At 40.8% G+C, this 20,447-nt stretch carries 16 protein-coding genes and 1 tRNA gene; 4 read left to right on the top strand and 13 right to left on the bottom strand.

Features of this window, described 5'->3' with window-relative positions; all coding sequences use genetic code 11:
- The 10 genes from H5181_RS01600 to H5181_RS01555 all read right to left on the bottom strand — a co-directional run bounded on the left by H5181_RS01600 (nucleotide 1) and on the right by H5181_RS01555 (nucleotide 13,755).
- Nucleotides 1–2,091, bottom strand: a complete 2,091-nt coding sequence (locus H5181_RS01600) for an EAL domain-containing protein (protein WP_182750031.1) — start codon at nucleotides 2,089–2,091, stop codon at nucleotides 1–3.
- Nucleotides 2,091–4,439, bottom strand: a complete 2,349-nt coding sequence (locus tag H5181_RS01595; protein ID WP_182750030.1) for an ATP-binding protein — start codon at nucleotides 4,437–4,439, stop codon at nucleotides 2,091–2,093. The genes H5181_RS01600 and H5181_RS01595 overlap by 1 nt, the downstream gene beginning before the upstream one ends.
- Nucleotides 4,436–4,975 (bottom strand): YfiR family protein, encoded by a 540-nt coding sequence (locus tag H5181_RS01590; RefSeq protein WP_123882324.1) that lies wholly within the window; start codon nucleotides 4,973–4,975, stop codon nucleotides 4,436–4,438. Before H5181_RS01590 ends, H5181_RS01595 begins: the two co-directional genes overlap by 4 nt.
- Nucleotides 4,976–4,985: 10 nt before the next feature.
- Complete coding sequence (locus tag H5181_RS01585; protein ID WP_182750029.1) at nucleotides 4,986–7,028, bottom strand: TonB-dependent siderophore receptor; 2,043 nt, start codon at nucleotides 7,026–7,028, stop codon at nucleotides 4,986–4,988.
- A gap of 350 nt (nucleotides 7,029–7,378) precedes the next feature.
- Nucleotides 7,379–7,915, bottom strand: coding sequence for a YfiR family protein (locus tag H5181_RS01580; RefSeq protein ID WP_182750028.1), 537 nt, complete (start codon nucleotides 7,913–7,915; stop codon nucleotides 7,379–7,381).
- A 10-nt stretch (nucleotides 7,916–7,925) separates the two neighbouring features.
- Nucleotides 7,926–9,968: a TonB-dependent siderophore receptor gene (locus tag H5181_RS01575; protein ID WP_182750027.1), complete on the bottom strand. Its 2,043-nt coding sequence runs from the start codon at nucleotides 9,966–9,968 to the stop codon at nucleotides 7,926–7,928.
- Nucleotides 9,969–10,314: 346 nt separating this feature from the next.
- Nucleotides 10,315–11,496: an NAD(P)/FAD-dependent oxidoreductase gene (locus H5181_RS01570; RefSeq protein WP_182750026.1), complete on the bottom strand. Its 1,182-nt coding sequence runs from the start codon at nucleotides 11,494–11,496 to the stop codon at nucleotides 10,315–10,317.
- A 124-nt stretch (nucleotides 11,497–11,620) separates the two neighbouring features.
- On the bottom strand, nucleotides 11,621–12,637 hold the full coding sequence (gene gpsA / locus H5181_RS01565; protein WP_011639423.1) for an NAD(P)H-dependent glycerol-3-phosphate dehydrogenase: 1,017 nt from the start codon (nucleotides 12,635–12,637) through the stop codon (nucleotides 11,621–11,623).
- 3 nt (nucleotides 12,638–12,640) lie between these two features.
- Nucleotides 12,641–13,114 (bottom strand): protein-export chaperone SecB, encoded by a 474-nt coding sequence (secB, locus tag H5181_RS01560; protein WP_011639424.1) that lies wholly within the window; start codon nucleotides 13,112–13,114, stop codon nucleotides 12,641–12,643.
- 206 nt (nucleotides 13,115–13,320) lie between these two features.
- Nucleotides 13,321–13,755 carry a rhodanese-like domain-containing protein gene (locus tag H5181_RS01555; RefSeq protein ID WP_011639425.1) on the bottom strand — a complete coding sequence of 145 codons (435 nt, stop codon included), beginning with the start codon at nucleotides 13,753–13,755 and terminating at the stop codon, nucleotides 13,321–13,323.
- 251 nt (nucleotides 13,756–14,006) lie between these two features.
- On the opposite strand from H5181_RS01555, the gene gpmM reads away from it, so the two are divergent.
- The 3 genes from gpmM to H5181_RS01540 all read left to right on the top strand — a co-directional run bounded on the left by gpmM (nucleotide 14,007) and on the right by H5181_RS01540 (nucleotide 17,642).
- Complete coding sequence (gpmM, locus tag H5181_RS01550) at nucleotides 14,007–15,548, top strand: 2,3-bisphosphoglycerate-independent phosphoglycerate mutase (RefSeq protein WP_182750025.1); 1,542 nt, start codon at nucleotides 14,007–14,009, stop codon at nucleotides 15,546–15,548.
- Between the two features lie 10 nt (nucleotides 15,549–15,558).
- Nucleotides 15,559–16,692 (top strand): murein hydrolase activator EnvC, encoded by a 1,134-nt coding sequence (locus H5181_RS01545; protein WP_102036886.1) that lies wholly within the window; start codon nucleotides 15,559–15,561, stop codon nucleotides 16,690–16,692.
- A 191-nt stretch (nucleotides 16,693–16,883) separates the two neighbouring features.
- The gene (locus H5181_RS01540; protein ID WP_404948479.1) at nucleotides 16,884–17,642 is read left to right on the top strand and encodes a divergent polysaccharide deacetylase family protein; all 759 of its coding nucleotides are present in this window, start codon (nucleotides 16,884–16,886) and stop codon (nucleotides 17,640–17,642) included.
- Here H5181_RS01540 and H5181_RS01535 read toward each other — a convergent pair.
- Both H5181_RS01535 and H5181_RS01530 read right to left on the bottom strand, forming a co-directional pair.
- Nucleotides 17,617–18,072 (bottom strand): Rrf2 family transcriptional regulator, encoded by a 456-nt coding sequence (locus tag H5181_RS01535; protein WP_059746021.1) that lies wholly within the window; start codon nucleotides 18,070–18,072, stop codon nucleotides 17,617–17,619. The two genes, H5181_RS01540 and H5181_RS01535, sit on opposite strands and share 26 nt — an antisense overlap.
- A gap of 35 nt (nucleotides 18,073–18,107) precedes the next feature.
- The gene (locus tag H5181_RS01530; RefSeq protein ID WP_011639430.1) at nucleotides 18,108–18,359 is read right to left on the bottom strand and encodes a YkgJ family cysteine cluster protein; all 252 of its coding nucleotides are present in this window, start codon (nucleotides 18,357–18,359) and stop codon (nucleotides 18,108–18,110) included.
- 242 nt (nucleotides 18,360–18,601) lie between these two features.
- On the opposite strand from H5181_RS01530, the gene rihA reads away from it, so the two are divergent.
- Nucleotides 18,602–19,534: a pyrimidine-specific ribonucleoside hydrolase RihA gene (rihA, locus tag H5181_RS01525; protein WP_059746020.1), complete on the top strand. Its 933-nt coding sequence runs from the start codon at nucleotides 18,602–18,604 to the stop codon at nucleotides 19,532–19,534.
- 811 nt (nucleotides 19,535–20,345) lie between these two features.
- On the opposite strand, the gene H5181_RS01520 is transcribed toward rihA, so the two are convergent.
- Nucleotides 20,346–20,422: transfer RNA gene (locus H5181_RS01520), tRNA-Asp, on the bottom strand.
- Between the last annotated feature and the right edge of the window lie 25 nt (nucleotides 20,423–20,447).

Here is a 20,447-nt window from a genome sequence, read left to right as displayed (position 1 = left end):
TTAAACCATTTCCGGAGGTAAGGGTTTACTATACAAATAACCTTGTAAATTAGTACATCCCATAGCCTTAAGTAACTCATGCTGCTCTATATACTCGACACCTTCAGCAATGGTACTGAGCTCTAAATTAAGTGCTAACTGCACGATTGTGCGAGCGATTGCGGCATCTTTTTGATTGCTCACAATTCCATCTACAAACGACTTATCAATTTTTAATGTATCAATGGGGAAACTCTTTAAGTAGTTTAATGAAGAGTAGCCGGTTCCAAAATCATCAATAGCTAACTTCACACCTAGTTTTTTTAACATAAATAGCAAAGCAATCGCCTCATCGACGTTACTGATGATGGCTGATTCTGTAATTTCAAGCTCAAGTAGATTTGGTGGTAAACCTGTTTCAGTCAGAGCGCTTTTAACGTGGTCTAAAATATTTGCATGGTTGAATTGCAATGCAGATAGATTGACAGCCATGCGCTGAAAATTCGCATCTGCAATATGTATCTGTTTAGCTTTGTTACAAGCTTCAAGCAAAGCCCATTCTCCAATAGGGATAATCAAGCCGCTACTTTCAGCAATCGCGAGAAAATCTATCGGAGCTAACAAGCCTCTTGTTGGATGGTTCCAACGCAATAATGCTTCGTATCCAACAATGTTGTCATTTGCTGAGTCAATTTGTGGTTGGTAATAAAGTACAAACTGATCTCCTAACCTTATAGCCTCTCGCAGTTCGACTTCAATTTTGAGCCTATCCATTAACGATTTATGCATTTCATGAGAAAAAAGTTGGTAACCATTTTTGCCGTTGTGTTTCACTTCATACATGGCAGTATCTGCATGCTGCAGTAAAATATCGCCGGTTTCACCGTCGTCGGGATAAAAAGAAATACCGATGCTGGCCGAAATAAATGTTTGTTGCCCCTGAATAACAAAGGGTTTCGAAAGCGCATCAAGCACTCGCTGAGCAATAATAGCGACATTATCAAACGCTTCTAACTCACATAAAAGTAAAGTGAATTCATCGCCGCCCAAACGAGCAAGATGTTCATTTTCATAATCAACCCGGCTGCCAACACTAAGCTCATCTGAAATACGTACAGAACTTTTTATCCGTGTCGCCGTTTCGCATAACAACTCATCGCCAGCTTTGTGTCCCAAGGTATCATTTATTCTTTTGAAATGATCTAAATCAATGAATAGTAATGCTAATTTTGTTGAGTGACGTTTGGCTGAAGCAATTGCAGAGTCTAACTGCAACAGAAATTTACGCCTGTTCGGTAGATCAGTTAACGTATCGTAAAAGGCATAATAAGCGATTTCTTGCTCTGATTTTTTGCGGCTTGAAATATCATGCAAGGTGCCATTAATTCGCGGTTCACCAAAATCATAAGTGATATCTGTTCGGTCATGTAGGGTAATAATCTCACCACTACCATGTAACACACGATATTCAATATCATAGGGTTGCCGATGCTTTAACGCTGTTTTAACCGTTAATTTTAAAAATTCACGATCATCTGGGTGGATGATTTCTAGCAATTTAGAAAACGTAATGTCTATCTCTTGAGGTTGCATTCCCAACATACGATAAACTTCATCAGAGCAGTCTAACTTATCGGATGTAAAGTCCCACTCCCATGAGCCCAGGTGAGCAATACTTTGTGCTCTGGCAAGTTTGTTTTTACTTTTGGTTAGCTCTTTGATTGTTTTATTGGCTTTAAGCACATAATGAATGCGGTGACTGAGCAACGGCCACTTAACCGGCTTGGTCATGAAATCTGTTGCACCCACATCGAAGGCTTTTTGAATGTCTTGAGGTTGATCTAATGCTGTCACCATAATAATGGCGACATTATCCCCTTCGGGTAATGAACGGATCACTGAACAGCATTCAAAGCCATTCATTTTGTCCATCGACACATCGAGCAATATTAAATCTGGTGTATGTTCGGAAAAAAGCTGTATCGCCTCTTCGCCACTGCTGGCCTCAATAATATTGCCAACAGAATGGCTTAGTGCCCGACGCATCAGAATTCGAATGACGGGATCATCATCAACGATTAATACCACATCTTGAAGTGTATTTAACGACATTAGACAAGCCTCTCTAACTTTAGCAATATTGCCTCTTTAGTTTGTTCAAACACAGGCAATAATGTGTCTGAGAGATGATTGGCATCGCTCAACTTACCACTACGTGCAAACAACTCAATTTGACTCGCTAACGTCTGAATTTTTATCGCCCCTACATTGGCCGAACTGGACTTTAGTGAGTGTGCTGATTTAAAGACTTGATCGGCATCCTTGTCTATTAACCCTTTAATAACATTACTAATCAATACTGGTGCATTTTCTAAATACAAATCCGCTATACTTTTCACCAGATCACTTGAGTCATCAGGCGAAATTTGTTGAATGTCATCAAGGGGCCCATCAACAAATACTAACGATTCCTCGCTCTGAACTTCCTCGACCACGGCAACAGGACTCTCAGACTCAAAAACCCATCTATTCATGCATTCTGATAGATTCTGACGAGTAAAAGGTTTTAACAGCGTATCTTTAGCGCCTGCGTTACGGAATAGCCTTTTTACATTCGGTTGAATGTCGGCAGTAAGTGCGATGATAGGGGTTTCATAATTAATGCAACTCTGACCTAAGTCAGTTATCGCTTGAGTTGCAACTATCCCATCAACTACCGGCATATGGTAATCCATAAAGATGAGATCAAACTTTTTCTCGCTGGCTCTGGCGATGGCTTCTTGACCATTATTTACAATTTCACATTGATGCCCTAAAGACTCTAACAAGCTTTTTACCACCAACTGATTGACCACATTATCTTCTGCAACTAACACTATAGATTGTCGGAACACTGCCTGAACATGATCATCTGGCTCAACGTCTACAGTAGCTGTTGATATTGAGTTATCTTGTGGCACAAGGGGAATGCTAAACCAAAAACGACTGCCTTCGTCTAACGTACTTTCAACACCATAACGGCCATTCATCAATACGACTAACTGTTGGCAAATAGCCAAACCTAAACCCGTTCCACCAAACTCACGGGTAATCGTACTATCAGCTTGCATAAATGGGGTGAAAATGCTCTCTAATTTTGATGCCGCAATGCCAATACCGGTATCTTTAACGGTAAAAGTAATATAAGTATCAGACGCCTCCATGTGCTCACTCACCGCTATAGAAATAGCACCTTGGCGGGTAAATTTTATCGCGTTTGAGACAAAGTTATTAATAATTTGTCGTACTCTGACAGCGTCACCCAAGTAATTTTCGTGGCTCAATGGCGATATGACCACCTCAAAATCCAGACCCTTTTTCCCTGCCGACACTTTATGTGAATGACATGTGGAGGTGACAAGATCAGGTAAATTAAAAGTTTTGATGTCTAAATCCATTTTATTGGCATCGGCTTTCGAGAAATCCAGCACTTCATTCAGCAACACCAATAATGTTTGCGCAGACTCGTTGATCATCTGTACCGTGTTAGACACTTCTTTATTTAATTTAAAAGAAGTCAGTAAATCAGAAAAACCAACAATACCATTCAGTGGCGTTCTAATCTCATGACTCATCACCGCTAAAAACTCAGACTTTGCCTGACTGGCTTTTTTGGCAATTTCAAGGGTTTGTTGCAGTTCAAACGTGCGCTCTGAAACACGATTTTCGAGTTCATGATTAATCGTTTCTAATTGCCTGCCTCGGGCATCAACCTCGCCGATCATCACATTAAAGCTGTGCGCCAGCTGAGAAAATTCATCATTCGATTTGAGGTTGACTCGTTGCGTATAGTCTTTTTTATTTGAGATATGTTCTATAACTTCCAAAAGCGTATTAAGTGGTTTGGTGAATAAAGATTGCAACCAAAACATCACCAATAAACTCGCCGTAAAAGCCAATATGCTGGCTGAAGTAACCAACACTAAATAATCATCCAGTTGCTTAGTGAGTGCGTTCATATTATCCGTAATATGTAACAAGCCCACCACCTCACCTTCAAAAAGCAAAGGGGTATATGAGTGCACTCCATCATTGTTAAATTGCGTCAGCTTTTTCTTCGAAGAAATAAGATTCAATAATTCCTGCTGGTCAATAACGCCTTGATAAACCCCATGACCTTGGTAAGCAGCAAATGGATTACCTGCAGGATCATAAATAGTCGCGTGGATGATATCTGGCTGAGCAATGAGCGCGGATAAAGTCTTTTCGGCTGACGATGGATCATTAAAAATAACCGCTGACAGACTATTGCTCGCCACAATATCACTTAGCACAGCTAAACCTTGCTCAGCTTTCTCTTTAGTCACTGCATATTGCTTAGTGATTAATGATGCTGAGATAATGACAATGACAAGAATAGCGATCGCTAGCATTGAAAAAATCAATTTTGTTCGAATTGATGCAAAATTCATTATTTTCATCGTTTAACCTCAAGTGCCAATTTCAATACTTGTGAACTGATATCCAACCCTGAAGCCTCTAACACTTTAATATTAATATTGAAAAACAATCGTTTATCTTTTTCAACGATTTCAATCATGCCTCCTTGCACCGCAAATCCCGAGATATCTGAAACCGTTAAAATAGGTTTATTATCGACAGCCAAAAACAAACGACGAGTTAAATCCCTAGAGTTAGCATCGATAAATACCACATCACACTGTTCGATTTGACTTGTTTCTGATAGCTGAATAGCCGCGATTGATTGAGTCACCAATTTTTTCTTCGCAAGCCCCATAAAACTGTCGCGATATTGATTTCCAAAGAAACATATTTTCCACGCAGATGGTGTATTAAGTCGCGATTCTGGCCACTGGGTAAATTTCGCGAAGTTATAGGTAAACGCCGCTTTTAAATCAAACGAGTCCTGGGACATAGCCATAGATGAACGCGGAAGCAGCACAAATACAACCAATAATGAATACAGTATCTGTCGACTCAAATTAGCTTTTTTCATTGTGGCGACCTTAAAAGCTTAACGTCGCTTTAACAAAGTAACTTGGTCCCACCCGATAAGGAAATTGTAAGCTTTCTCCTTCATATTCAAGGTGGGTAGGATGAAGCAAATTTTTCCCGAACACCGATAATGAGACATCCGGCGTAACCATCCAGCGTAGCCCAATATCCACACTATGGTAGCTAGGAATTGTCTTCATACTTGTGCCGTTTTGGCTTATCACGTTATTGTTATCGATAAAACGCCATACGAAGTTAACATCTATATCATCGGTAATATTCCAATCGATTATTGTTGATAACATATGCTCAGGTGCATCAGTATTCTGATTTAAACTGCCACCAAATTCGCTTTGGATAAAGCTGTAATTGGCTCTTAACTGAAGTGAGTGAGTTGCAACCCACAGCGAAGATAATTCAACCCCATAGTTATATCCATCCAAACTATTGCCAAATAAGACATATTGCGAAATATAATTAGGGAATGTACTGAAATCAATTGTACTGTCAGACTCTGACACGCTGCGCAGTTTGCCATAATCGTTATAAAATACGGTAGTATCAAAAGACCATTGGCTTGCCGGAATAAAACGATATCCTATCTCGTATGAGACCATTTCTTCGGATTCAAAATTGTCGTTACCTGACACCCATACCTTAACCAGCGGGGCCACGTCAGAAGGCGGTATATTAAGGGCATTTGCAGATATATTGTTTTCTAATCTTGATGGGGTTCGCACTGCTCGAGCAATAGAAGTCCATACGCTGTTTCTTGTATCTAACTGCCACCTAAGACGAATATTGGGTTGAACTTCAAAACCTGCATAGTCATTTTGTTCAAAACGCGAAGCCAGAGTAAGCCACAACTCGTCTTTAACTAGCATAATTTCGTCACTGATGAACGCACTCCACAAATCAGTATTTGTCGAGGAAGCCTCACTACTTTCTAGAATAGGGCTGGATCCGAGCTCATCTTGTATATAACGGTATCCTAATCCCCAAACAACATTATGATTTTGCCCAATAATTAACTGATGCTGAAAATCAACATCAAAGGTTTCACTGCTTAAACCATACAAATTTTCATCTCTGTTGGCATAATCGTAATAAGTTTGCACACTATATTCAGAGGTTGCCGATAATGCTTTGGTGTACTTTGATAACAAGTTAAAGCCATCACTTTTGACTTCGTCAGTATAATAATTTCGATATAGCGGCGCTTCTGTTGATGCAATATTAGGTGCTTGCTGCATTTTAGATGTGTAAAAGTCACTGCTTAACGTGAGACTTGTGTCTGTCTCTAGCTGAATATCAATGCGCCCACCTAATTGCAGATGCTGCCAGCTATTATCTTTGCCTGCATCGGCAAATGGTACCAGTAAGTCACTCTCAAGATCATTTAGGTCAAGCTCAAACGAATCTCTTTCATGGCCTTTCAAATATACTCTCGACGTGACCTTGTCAGACAATGTTGATCCATAACGAAAACCAGCAAAGCCTTGCTCATAATCTCCGGCACCTAGCTCTCCATAGCCTCCTAATGTGTCGGCACTGTGTTTAGTGATAATGTTAATCACACCATTAACCGCATTCGCCCCCCACAAAGCAGCACTTGGACCACGGATGACTTCGATACGCTCAATGTCAGCCATAAGCGTGTCTTGCACTTCCCAATAGACACCGGAGAATGCTGGAGAATAAAGAGTTCGGCCATCCATCAATACCAATAATTTGTTATTGTAGCGCCCATTAAAACCACGACTTCCAATGGCCCACTTTTGTGAGTCAATCTGTGCTACATGTAACCCTGGCACATCGCGAAGCGCTTGTGGAATTGAGGTCGCACCAGAGCGACGAATACTCTCGCTTGTAACAACATAAATTGCTGCTGGTGAATTGGATAGAGGCTGCTTTTGTTTTGATACAGAAGTCACTTCAACATTCATTAACTCTTGTAGACTGAGATCTAAAGAGTCAGAATCAGCGGCTATAGCTGTAGAACTCGCAGAAAAAATAAATAATGCAGAATAAAAAGTCATTTTCAGCTTTAACATTTTCAATAATTCCTTCACCAAGCCAAAGACAACAATGCCAATTTATTTTCAAAAAATTAAATCACACAAACAACTTATTCGATTAAGTTTAAAGTATGTTCAATGGTAAATCCATTAACATTTTATCAACAACCCACCAAAAATGAATCGTCAAATATCTCAATTTTGATCTTCTGTTAATTTTTGATGACATAAATATGACTATCGGCCAATCCAGTAATATCATTAGCAAGTTAACCTCTTTTGACTACCTCGAAAGGATTAAACATAATTGCTGATAGACTATTGCTCGCGATAATATCGCTAAGCATTATGTTAAACGATAAACTTCGATGACAAATTCATTACTTTCATCGCTTAACCTCAAGTGCCAATTTCAATACTTGAGAGCTGATAGTTAATCCAGATTTTGCTACCACTTGTATATTAACTTTAAAATACAATCGCTTATCTTGCTCGACGATTTCAATCATCCCGCCTTGCATTGCAAAACCTGTGATATCCGAAACCGTTAAAATAGCCTTATTATCGACAGCCACTAACAATCTATGGGTTAACTCCCTAGAGTTAGTGTCTACAAATACAACATCGCACTGATCGATTTGGCTTATTCCAGATAACTCAATGGCCATCACAGACTGAGTTCCCAGCGTTTTATCGGAAAGTCCCATGAAACTGTCGTGATATTGATTTCCGAAAAAACATATTTTCCATGCAGATGAGGTATTAAGACGCGCTTCAGGCCACTGAGTAAACTTAGCAAAGTTATAGGTTAATGCCGCTTTTAACTCGAATGCGTTCTGCGCCATAGAGACTCGCGGAAGCAAAATAGCTCCCACGACCAATAATGAATACAGTAACTGTCGACTTAAATTTGAGTTTTTCAATGTTGCTACCCTAAAAGGTCAAAGTAGCTTTAATATAATAACTTGGTCCCACACGATAAGGGAGTTGGTAACTTTCTCCTTCAAACTCAAGGTTTGCAGGAGAAAGTAAATTTTTCCCGAACGCTGATAACATGACATCAGGCTTAACCTTCCAGTGCAGTCCTAAATCAACTCCGCTATAGCTATCAATTTCCTTAGTACTAAGGTCATTGATATTCAATACGTAAGCTTCATCAATAACACGCCAAACTAGATTAAAATCAACATTATCGCTAATGCTCCAATCCATCATTGTCGATATCATATGCTCTGGGGCATCAGTATTTTGACTTTGATTGGCACCAAATTCATTTTGAGTAAAACTATAATTTACTTTGAATTGGATAGTATCAGTTGCAGCCCACTGAGATGAGAGCTCGAATCCATAGTTATATCCATCAAGATCATTACTGAATGTTAAGTATTGCGAAATGTAATTGGGAAATGTACTGAAATCTGTTGCACCGGCTGGAGCATTGCGCAATTGGTCATAATCGTTATAAAAAATTGTTGAATCAAATGACCATTTTTTAGCGGGCGTAAATCGATAACCTACCTCATACGAAATGATGACTTCAGATTTATAATCCTCGTTACCAGCCACCCATATACTAACCAAAGGTGACTGAACTGAAGGCGGTATGATTTGTGAGTTCACCGATAGATTATTTTCTATCCGCGACGGAGTTCTGATTGCGCGTGCAACAGAGACCCACAGATTATTTTTTTTATTCAACTGCCACATCAGGCGAGCATTCGGTTGAACCTCAAAGCCTGTGTAGTCATAGTGTTCGAAACGTGATGCTAACGTCAACCACAACTCATCATCAACTAACGTAATTTCATCACGAATAAATGCGCTCCACAAATTGGTTCGAGTTGATTCTGACTCGCTACTTACAATAATAGTGCTTTGGTCGAAATCATCTTGAATAAAGCGGTAACCGAGTCCCCAGATAATATTATGATTTTGTCCAACAAGTAGCTGATGCTGAAAATCAACATCAACCGTTTCACTACTAAACCCATACCAATCATCGTCTCTTTTTGCATAATCGTAGTAAGCTTGAAGGCTATATTGAGAGGTTGGCGATAACGCTTTGGTGAGTTTTGATAATAAATTAAAGCCATCGCTGTTGATGTCATTACTATTAAAGTCACGATATGACGGACCAACTAATGAAGGGTAATAAGAGGTCTGCTGCATTTCAGTGCGGTACACATCACTGCTCAACATAAGGCTTGTGCCCGTATCAAGCTCCATATCAACGCGGCCTCCCACTTGAAGATGCATCCAATCGTTGTCTTTATCAACAGTGGCTAATTGCTCCGCAAGACCGCTATCGAGATCTTGCGAATTATACTCAAGCGAGTCTCTGCTATGGCCTTTTACATACACTCTTGATGTTGCATTATCTGATAATGTGGAACCATAACGAAAACCTGCAAATCCTTGCTCATAATCTCCAGCCCCCAATTCTGCATAACCACCAGATGTATCAGCACTGTGTTTGGTAATAATATTAATCACACCGTTTACTGCATTGGCGCCCCACATTGCCGCGCTGGGCCCGCGTATAACTTCAATGCGCTCAATATCGGCCATCAGCGTATCCTGAACCTCCCAGTAGACACCTGAAAATATTGGAGAATAAAGGGTTCGGCCATCCATCAAGACCAGTAATTTGTTGTTGTAGCGCCCATTAAAACCACGGCTACTGATGGCCCACTTTTGAGAGTCAATCTGCCCGACATGCAGCCCTGGCACATCTCGAAGTACTTGCGGGATAGAAGTAGCACCAGAATTACGTATATGTTCGCTTGTGATGACATAGATTGCAGCGGGTGAATTCGATAAAGGCTGCTTTTGTTTTGATACCGAAGTCACCTCAACATTCAGCAACTCTTGCAGACTAAGATCGAAAGAGTTTGATTCATCGGCAGTAGCTGTAGATGTAGATGTAGCAAAGCATGCCAATAGCGCAGAATAAAAAATAACGTTCAACTTTAACATTTCCAACAACCCCTCACTAAGCTAACGACAATTGTGAGAGCCTGCTGATTAAAGACTCAAAAAAGTTCACAATTGATTTACATGATTAACTTACACGATTAAGTAAAAAAAGTATGTTACAGGATAAGAGATTAAGTAATTTTTGAGCGATAGATCTTGTGCAGAACAATAAAAATGCTCTTAGGATCGAAATCATCACAAAGAGTTTACCCGTAAGGGCGCTCTTTTGATCAGCTTTTCGTTTTAGCGTCGGCCTCAGTCCAGCTTGTAGAATTATTAAAAACAACGAGTTAGCCGCTACGGGTAATGAGTGCTTACGGGCAAACTTTATTGTCTCTACACACAATTAAACAACCAATCCAGCTGCGACACCAGATGACCAAGCCCATTGAAAATTAAATCCACCTAACCAACCACTTACGTCCATTACTTCACCAATAAAGTACAATCCAGAGACCTTATTAGCTTGCATGGTTTTAGATGATAATTCATTGGTGTCAACGCCGCCTAAAGTGACTTCTGCGGTGCGGTAACCTTCGGTGCCATTCATGGTAATAGACCAGTCGTTTAAGTCGTTAGCAAGTTTTTCTCGCTCGCCGTGGCCGAGTTGGTTTAATGCTTTATCGAGTTGAGACTCGTCAAATAGTGTTTCAACCAAACGCTTAGGTAACCACTGGCTTAAGGTATTGCGTAGGCTTTGCTTTGGATGATGTTTTAGTGCAAATTCAATTTTATCTAACGCGTTTTCACCCGGTAATAAATTGATAGAAATAGCTTCACCTGGTTGCCAATAATTAGAAATTTGCAGTACTGCTGGGCCTGATAGACCACGATGAGTAAACAACAAGGCCTCGCTAAATTGAGTGCCGTCTTGGGCGGTAATGGTTGTTGGCACGGCAATACCCGATAACGGCTCAAAGCGCACTTTTTGTTCGGCATGCCACGTAAATGGAACTAAACCAGCACTGGTAGATAACACAGTTAAACCAAATTGCTCTGCCAGCTTATAGCCATAAGGCGTAGCACCTAATTTGGGCATGGACAAACCGCCAGTCGCTATCACTAACGACTCGCAGCTAAAGTCGCCATTTGAGGTAGTTAAATTAAATCCTGTATCTGTTTTAATAACAGATAGCATTTCAGTACGCAGCTTTACTTTAGCGCCGGCCCATTCGCATTCAGTCATTAACATGGTGACGATTTCTTTGGCTGAGTCATTACAGAATAACTGCCCATGCTCGCGCTCATGGTATTCAATACCATGACGTTCAACCAGCTCAATAAAATCGCTTGAACGATAGCGAGCTAATGCTGATTTTACAAAGTGTGGATTGCCACAAATAAACTGGTGCGGCTCAACCTTTTGGTTGGTAAAGTTACAACGTCCGCCACCACTGATAAGAATTTTTTTGCCCGCTTGTTTGGCGTTGTCTAGCACCAATACATCACGACCTCGATAGCCCGCGGTTGCAGCACACATTAATCCTGCCGCGCCGGCGCCGATAATAATTACGTCATGATGTTTCACGTTTTACTCCACACTTTAAATGGGTTGTTTTGTATTTAATTGATAAATATTAAATGCAAAAAAGGATGCTATTTTAGCATCCTTTTTGGTATCTACTCACGGTTAACTTAGCCGCTCTGTTGCACTATTTCTTCAGTGTTTCAGATTTTTTGTCTCGACTGAGTAACTCTTTTGCTGCTTCAACGGGTGCTTTACCTTGGTATAACACTTGGTAAATTTGCTCGGTGATCGGCATTTCTACCCCTAGGCGTTTGGCTAAGGTAAACACTTCTTTAGTGTTTCGATAACCTTCGACTACTTGACCGATTTCTTCTTGGGCGGTGATCACGTCTTTGCCTTGACCTAAAGCCAAACCAAAACGACGGTTACGCGACTGATTATCGGTACAGGTTAGTACCAAGTCACCTAAACCAGCCATACCGATAAAAGTAGATGCATCGGCGCCGATAGCTTCACCTAAGCGACTCAGTTCCACTAAACCACGAGTAATGAGTGCGGTGCGTGCATTTGCACCAAAACCAATACCGTCGGACATACCTGCACCAATGGCAATCACGTTTTTAACCGCTCCGCCTAATTGTATGCCGATAAAGTCGTCATTTGCGTATACACGCAAGCGTTTTGGACTATGAAGCAATTCGACCAAGTCATGGGTAAACTGTGGGCATGTACCCGCAACCGAAATAGCGGTAGGTAAACCAGCGGCTAATTCTTTGGCAAACGTAGGCCCAGACAACACAGCGAGTGGATAATGTTCACCTAATTGCTCACGAGCAACATCTTGTAATAAACGGCCAGTTTCAGGCTCTAAGCCCTTGGTCGCCCACACAATACGTGCGTCGTCACGCAATAATGGTTTTGCTTGCTTAAGCACGTCACCAAATACATGGCTTGGTACAACAACCAAAATATTCTTGCTAGCGGCTAAGGCTTTGCCTAAATCAGCTTCGATGGATAAACAATCAGGAAACTGAATGCCAGGCAAAAAACGTTCATTACTGCGGCTTTCCGCTAACACTTGCATGCTTTTAGGATCGTGACCCCAAAGCAATGTCTTATGGCCGTTGCTGGCTAAAGAAATAGCAAGGGCGGTGCCATAAGACCCCGCCCCTAATACCGTAATTTCGGCAGCGTTATTCATAAATTATGCAGTTGCTTCTTCAGTTGCAGCAGCTTGACGCTGTTGAACGTACTGAGCAAATAGAGCATCAAAATTCACTGGAGCAAGGTTTAGTTGTGGGAAAGTACCACGGCCAACTAAGTTGCCAACTAATTCACGTGCGTATGGGAACAATACGTTAGGGCAATATGCACCTAAAGAATGGGCAAGTTGTTGCTCAGTTAAACCAACAATCGAGAAAATACCCGCTTGCTGAACTTCACATAAAAATGCAGTGTCTTCGCCATTTTTAGCGGTAACTGTCAGTGATAAAATCACTTCATATGTGTCGTCAGACAATTTGTTGCTGCGAGTATCTAAATCTAATTTTACTTCTGGGTTCCATTCTTTCTGGAAAACAGCTGGGCTGTTTGGCGTTTCAAAAGACAAATCCTTTGTATAAATACGCTGAATGTTGAACTGTGGTGCTTGTGCTTCGTTGTTTGCTACTTCAGCCATAATTTCCTACCTATCAATGTTATTTAGCTTTTCTGTGAAGCTAATTGTGTTGGGCTTTCACTCAATGCATAAAGAATTAATCTAGCATTAGTGCTATCCCGTAAAGTTGATCCAGCTCGATAAATAATAACGAACAAGATCTTGATAATAAACCGTGTTAACTCATACCCAAATTCGTTAACACTGAATACCATTAAGCAACGATATTAACGCTTGCTTTTAACGACTGGTAAATTAGCACCTTGCCATTCGCCCATGCCACCTTTAAGGTTAAACACGTTTTCAAATCCTTGTTTAGTAAGAAGTTGAGCTGCTTGGCCTGATGTCATACCTGAGTTACATACTAATATAATGGGGCTGGTTTTAAACTTTTCAAGGCTAGTGACTTGATTATTTTTAATTTCTGATAAGGTCACATTGAGTGAATCAACAATATGGCCTTTCTTAAATTCTTCTTTGCCACGCACATCAACGAGTTTGGCATCTTGCTTATTCACCATGAGTGTTAGCTCTTGATGACTGACATTCTTCACTTTTGATGTACCAGATTTAATGACACTAACAACAAGTGCTACAAACAAGCCGACCCACGCTAAGCTTAACATTGGGTTCGCTTTAAAAAATTCCATATATTCTTGCATAATTACTGATTTCTCTGACGATGACTAAGATGAGATGGCCTCGAGTATATCGTTTTGCTCGGCAGTTTTCATTAAAGAAACACCTAAAATAAACGGTTTACGCCGAGTTATTCGTGACTCGCCCCTCGTTATCAGCTGCTTTAGTTATATCTTCAAACCTATATGCCTTTTGCACACTATCGATAAGTAGTAATATTCATACAATTGAAATTTTATAACACTTCTATTTTAACTTAATAAGGTACTTGCAAATGGCTAAAAAACGTCCACTCGCATTACTTATCCTTGATGGTTGGGGTTACAGTGAAGACACGCAAGATAACGCGGTTTTTCATGCAAACACTCCTGTCTTAGATAAACTCAATGCACAATACCCTCACAGTCTTATTTCAGGTTCTGGTATTGACGTCGGATTACCCGATGGTCAAATGGGTAACTCTGAAGTTGGCCATATCAATATTGGTTCTGGCCGAATTGTTTATCAAGAACTCACCCGCATCAGTAAAGCAATTGCAGACCATGAGTTTGAACAAAACGCTGCACTTTGCGATGCTGTAGACAAAGCCATTGCCGCAAACGGTGCGGTGCACATTATGGGACTATTATCTGCCGGTGGTGTACACAGCCATGAAGAGCACATTGAAGCTATGTGCCGTATGGCTGTTGAACGCGGCGCAACGAAAGTGTATTTACATGCCTTTCTAGATGGCCGTGATACGCCACCCCGTAGCGCTAAAAATAGTTTGGTTCATTTTGATGAGCTATTTGCCTCATTAGGTCATGGCCGAACAGCATCAATTATCGGTCGATATTTTGCCATGGATCGTGATAATCGTTGGGATCGCGTATCGCAAGCCTACGAATTAATCACCGAAGCTAAAGGTAAGTTTACTTATGCTTCTGCACCAGCAGCGCTTGAAGCGGCATATGCTCGTGATGAAAACGATGAGTTTGTTGCAGCATCTGCAATTGTTGATGCACAAGGCGAAGCTGCCGTATTAAGCGATAATGATTCACTGATATTTATGAATTTCCGTGCAGATCGTGCTCGCCAAATCACTCGCACTTTCGTGAATCCAGATTTTGACGGTTTTAAACGTAATAAAACACCAAAAATCAACTTTGTGATGTTAACTGACTACGCTGCAGACATTAATGCTCCGGTAGCCTATCCATCAAGTGATTTAGTGAATACTTTAGGTGAAACCCTGCAAAACTTGGATAAAACCCAGCTGCGTATTTCAGAAACTGAAAAATATGCCCATGTGACATTCTTTTTCAATGGCGGTAAAGAAGAGCCATTCGAAGGGGAAGATCGTATTTTAATTCAGTCGCCTAAGGTCGCTACATATGATCTGCAACCTGAAATGAGCTCGACTGAATTAACCGATAAATTGGTCGCGGCGATAGAATCTACAAAATATGATGTGATCATTTGTAACTATCCAAATGGTGATATGGTCGGCCATAGCGGTAACTTTGATGCCGCAGTTAAAGCTTGTGAAGCGGTTGATGCATGTATTGGTCGTGTCGTTGAAGCATTAGCTAAAGTGGATGGCGAATGCTTGATTACTGCCGATCATGGTAATGCCGAAAAAATGAAAGATCCTTCTAACGGACAAGCATTTACAGCTCACACCAGTAACTTGGTACCGTTCGTTTATGTCGGTCGTGATGCCGTAATAAAAGATGGTGGACGCTTGAGCGATATTGCGCCAACTATGTTAACCTTAATGGGCCAAAGCATCCCGAAAGAAATGAGTGGACGCTGTATCATTGACCTTAAAGAGTAAACATTAACTCGTGATAACTCGTTTATTTATTAAAGCCAGCATTGTTGCTGGCTTTCTAATCTTTTCATTTACGGCAAATAGTGCTGATTTGTCTTCACGCCAGTCGGCTTTGAAGTCTATTCAAGCACAAATAAACCAACAACAAAATTCGCTCAAAGACACCTCAAGGCAACGCGAGAAGCTTATTGCGTTATTAAAAAGTGACGAGCAAGCGATTGCAAAAGCAGCTAAAAAAGTCAATCAATCACAAAATTCGTTGGCTGAAGTTAACGTCAAAATTAACGCTTTAGATAAACAGCAGATTGATTTAGCCAAGCTAAAAACAAGTCAGCAAGACACCTTATCAAAGCAGTTATCTAGCGCTTATTTAGCGGGTAATCATGACTACACTAAGATGATGCTTAACCAGCAAAACCCCGCCACTGTTGAGCGCATGCTGGCGTATTATCAATTTCTCAACAATGCCCGCATAAAAGCTATTCAACAACTCAAGCAAACTAGCATTGATCTTAATAAAGTTAAGCAACAGCAAGTAACAGCAAAGCAAAAACTCAATGCTTTAGTGATAGATCAAAAGCAACAAGCGCTGCAATTAACCAAAGAGCAAGGCCAACGCCAACAAACATTGACTCAACTACAAAGAACCTTATCTAGCAAAGGGGCAGAATTAGAGCAACTGCAAATAGAAGAGGCAAGTTTAAAACGTATAGTGCAACAAGCAATGCTTGCCGCAAAAGCCAATCCAACAATGGATGGATTAGTCAGTCAAAAAGCCAAATTAAAATGGCCAACTAACGGCAGAGTGAGCAAACGATTTGGTAGCAACCGCTCAGGACAAATTGTTTGGAAAGGGACAGTGCTTTCCGCACCTGAAGGACAAAATATTAATGCAGTGGCATCAGGAAAAGTTATTTATGCCGACTGGTTACGTGGTTTTGGTATGGTGTTAGTTATTGATCACGGCAAGGGTTATATGAGCCTCTACGGTCACGCCCAAACACTATTAAGACAACCTGGAGATATGGTGAAAACTGGCGAGTCGATTGCGCTTGTTGGTCGTTCTGGGGGACAAAGTGAACCAGGGCTTTATTTCGAAATTCGCAATAAAGGTAAGGCAGTCGATCCAGCCTATTATTGTCGTTAATAGCAAAACACTCACCACTGATATTTAATGGTTAAACGTATTACAGGGTATAGCGCTATGCCTTGCCAAAGAAAGCGGTAAACGGCCCGATTAATTAACACTATATCAACGACAATAACTGTGTTTATAATCACGCCATTATGTAGATATCATTGAACAATAAAACTCACACAACCAAGTAAGCTAAATTCGTGCGAAACCTACTATTACTCCTACTATGCCTATGTAGCATCATGCCCGCTACAGCGACTAAATTAGCCATTATCATTGACGATATTGGTTATCGCCTAACTGACGAAGCAGCATTGTCATTACCAAGCTCGATCACTTTATCGGTATTACCTCATACTCCACTAGGACAAAAACTGGCACAAGATGGTTATCATAAAGGTCATGAAATAATGTTACACCTGCCAATGCAAGCCTTAAATGGCAAAGCGTTAGGACCAGGAGGATTAACCAATGACATGAATGAGGCACAAATTAAACAACAGTTACAAAGCGCGTTCTCTAATATCCCGTTTGCTAAAGGGGCTAACAATCATATGGGCAGTTTACTGACTCAAATGGATGAACCAATGCTATGGGTAATGCAGAGTTTAAAACAGCAGCAGTTGTTTTTTGTTGATAGCTTTACCACTAAATACACCAAAGCAAGCAACAAAGCGATGCAGCTTGGAGTGCCATCACTGAAAAGACACATATTTTTAGATAACGACGTTAGTGAGCGTGCGCTTGAACGGCAATTCCAACAAATGATTACACAGTCGAAACAACAAGCTAAGCTGGTTGTTATTGCACATCCTTACCCAGAAACCATTCGATTTTTAAACGCTAATTTAGCTCGTTTAAACGATAATGACATCACATTAGTACCAACATCCCACTTATTTGATGACGTGAATGTGGCAGTAGCAAGTCTACCTAATCCAACTGCAACACTGAAATAGATAAGTCTGGTAGTGTAGATAAAATCTCAGATTTATTGGATACAATATCAGCTAAAGTATATTGATCAAGCACAGCCAGATAAGCCGTAACAGCCTGACCCAACACGCCTTTTAATCGACATATAGGCGTAAACCGGCAATAAGGTGATTCACAGTCAATAGGAGATAGTGAATGCTCTAAATCACGGACCAATTGTCCAATTAACACCTCATCAGCAGCTTTTGCCAATCTAAAACCACCGCTTTTACCTCTGATAGTTTGCAAATATCCCATTTTACCCAATTGATGGATAATCTTGGCTACGTGGTTTGAAGAAAGGTCAAAAACACTGGTCACTTCAGCTATTCGAAATAAACTTTCGCGTTCAGATTGCACTGCAAGATACATCAAAATGCGAATACCAAAATCTGTATATCGGGTTAATTGCATGATCTAAAATATCCAAGGTAAATAATAAGCGCAGATTAGCATGTTGAAGACTCCAAATCAGTGATCAACCATAAAGCTTGTTCATTTGTCGTGCCGCACACATCAATACTTGCACTAAACTCAGCACAAACATCTGGACGTTCTGGCTGACCAAAAATCATACAAAGATTATCAGCATTTAATTGAATACAACGCACCCCAGCAGGTTTCCCCATCGGCATGCCTGGTATTGCACTGGTGATAGAAGGCGCAATGCAGCAGGCACCACAACCCAAACGACAATCCATAACTTTACCCACTAAATAAAAAGCACTGTATTTTACAAGAATGCACTCATAACGACATGTTTAATTACACTATTAATACCGAGAATAATTGAAATAATCACCAAGCTAGGGCAAGTTATCCTAGAGCTTTTTTTCAACCACTATGCCATTGTATATTAGATCACATTTTTAGTTCTTAAGCATTAAACTCACTACAGTCATAGTGGTACATTATACCCTCTTATAGAATAAGGAAATTACCCATGAAACGTCCTGTAATTCTCGACTGTGATCCCGGTCATGATGATGCCATCTCACTTATTTTAGCACTTAGTTCAGCAAAGCTTGATGTGTTAGCTGTTACTACCAGTGCAGGCAACCAAACACCAGACAAAACGTTAAACAATGCTTTACGTGTACTAACACTATTGGGTCGTCATGATATACCCGTTGCAAGTGGCGCCCCTAAACCATTAGCTCGTGATCTGATCATTGCAGACAATGTACACGGCGAAAGTGGTCTGGATGGACCCAAATTGCCAGATCCTGCCTTTGCACCTGTAGAACAAACGGCTATTGAACTGATGGCCGATAAAGTGCGTAACAGTAAGCAGCCCGTCACACTAGTTCCAACAGGACCGTTAACAAATATTGCACTTTTTCTAGCTGCTCATCCTGAGTTACATTCAAACATAGATAGCATCGTACTGATGGGTGGAGCGGCAGGAGTAGGTAACTGGACACCTGCTGCTGAATTTAATATTTTTGTCGACCCAGAAGCCGCTGATATGGTATTCAAATCTGGCTTACCAATAGTCATGTGTGGACTAGATGTCACCCACGAAGCTCAGATAATGGATGAGGATATCGAAAGAATTAGGGCCATTAATAATCCTATCGCGCAATGTGTTGCTGAACTACTCGACTTCTTTATGATTTATCACCGCGATCCTAAATGGGGATTCACTGGTGCACCACTACATGATCCTTGCACCATTGCATGGTTACTTAATCCATCCTTGTTTACGGCAGTTGATTGTTGGGTGGGCGTTGAAACTAAAGGTGAATATACACAGGGAATGACTGTAGTTGATCGTTATCAATTAACCGATAAACCACATAATGCAAAAGTATTGTTCAATATTAACCGAACAGGTTTTGTCGACTTTATCGTAGAACGACTAAGCGATTACTAACAAACTCATGCCATGCAGATAAAAGTAACCTGCATGGCAATAACTGCGGTTAACAATTAATATCTGATTCGTTATCTGCAGTACTAATACCGAGCAAGCGTAACATTCAACTCTTTTCCTCTGCTTAAATAGTTACCAATTAATATTCCATACAGACTAGCTACAGCAATAAACAATGCCTCCTCAGCTCAGACGAGCAAGCTACTTATTATCTAAACAATCCACACCGAATAATATATAACACGCAATCTCGCGGTAATTGCTGGCCTAACTGAACTAACACTCTGCTTTTATCAGTTCACATCAATTTTGAGTAACACTCATAAATTTCATTAAGTCTCAATAGATACAAAAAAGTGTCGTTGTTAGACGAGACATTGATGTCGTGATACACAGACAATGATGATAAAAAGAATCAACCAGCCCACGCGAGACAGGTCACGTTCTGATTATAGAGTGGCTAGCATCCCCATGGCGTTGAATGGTATTCAATGCCGGGAAGTTTGTTGGTCCAACTTAAATGTCATTGTTGATTTTTACATACGAAAAAAGCCTCTGCATTTCTGCAGAGGCCTTCGTCTTAAGTTGGCGGAGCGGACGCTGATTATCATAAGAATGAACCCGCACCCAAATGCGTGACAGGCTGCCTGCAGTTTATTGGCAGTCTAATCAGCTAAGCGACGAAAAGCATGAATGCTCAAATGCCTTGAGGAACATAGGTGGGCAAGAAATACCACTCTATCTTTAATCTTTTCGTATTTTCTGATACTAAAAAGGCCTCTGCATTTCTGCAGAGGCCTTCATCTTAAGTTGGCGGAGCGGACGGGACTCGAACCCGCGACCCCCGGCGTGACAGGCCGGTATTCTAACCAACTGAACTACCGCTCCTTTAGCAAATTGCTTGCGCACGATG

The organism is Shewanella sp. SG44-2, assembly GCF_014164215.1.
GTDB classification, from domain to species: Bacteria; Pseudomonadota; Gammaproteobacteria; order Enterobacterales; family Shewanellaceae; genus Shewanella; species Shewanella frigidimarina.
This window is presented reverse-complemented; position numbering and strand designations above follow the sequence as displayed.

Coding starts and splice junctions, on each gene's coding strand:
- H5181_RS01575 (WP_182750027.1), bottom strand. CDS start 9,968: ATGTTAAAGTTGAACGTTATTTTTTATTCTGCGCTATTGGCATGCTTT.
- H5181_RS01535 (WP_059746021.1), bottom strand. CDS start 18,072: ATGCAATTAACCCGATATACAGATTTTGGTATTCGCATTTTGATGTAT.
- H5181_RS01600 (WP_182750031.1), bottom strand. CDS start 2,091: ATGTCGTTAAATACACTTCAAGATGTGGTATTAATCGTTGATGATGAT.
- rihA (WP_059746020.1), top strand. CDS start 18,602: ATGAAACGTCCTGTAATTCTCGACTGTGATCCCGGTCATGATGATGCC.
- H5181_RS01530 (WP_011639430.1), bottom strand. CDS start 18,359: ATGGATTGTCGTTTGGGTTGTGGTGCCTGCTGCATTGCGCCTTCTATC.
- gpsA (WP_011639423.1), bottom strand. CDS start 12,637: ATGAATAACGCTGCCGAAATTACGGTATTAGGGGCGGGGTCTTATGGC.
- H5181_RS01595 (WP_182750030.1), bottom strand. CDS start 4,439: ATGAAAATAATGAATTTTGCATCAATTCGAACAAAATTGATTTTTTCA.
- secB (WP_011639424.1), bottom strand. CDS start 13,114: ATGGCTGAAGTAGCAAACAACGAAGCACAAGCACCACAGTTCAACATT.
- H5181_RS01555 (WP_011639425.1), bottom strand. CDS start 13,755: ATGCAAGAATATATGGAATTTTTTAAAGCGAACCCAATGTTAAGCTTA.
- H5181_RS01585 (WP_182750029.1), bottom strand. CDS start 7,028: ATGTTAAAGCTGAAAATGACTTTTTATTCTGCATTATTTATTTTTTCT.
- gpmM (WP_182750025.1), top strand. CDS start 14,007: ATGGCTAAAAAACGTCCACTCGCATTACTTATCCTTGATGGTTGGGGT.
- H5181_RS01590 (WP_123882324.1), bottom strand. CDS start 4,975: ATGAAAAAAGCTAATTTGAGTCGACAGATACTGTATTCATTATTGGTT.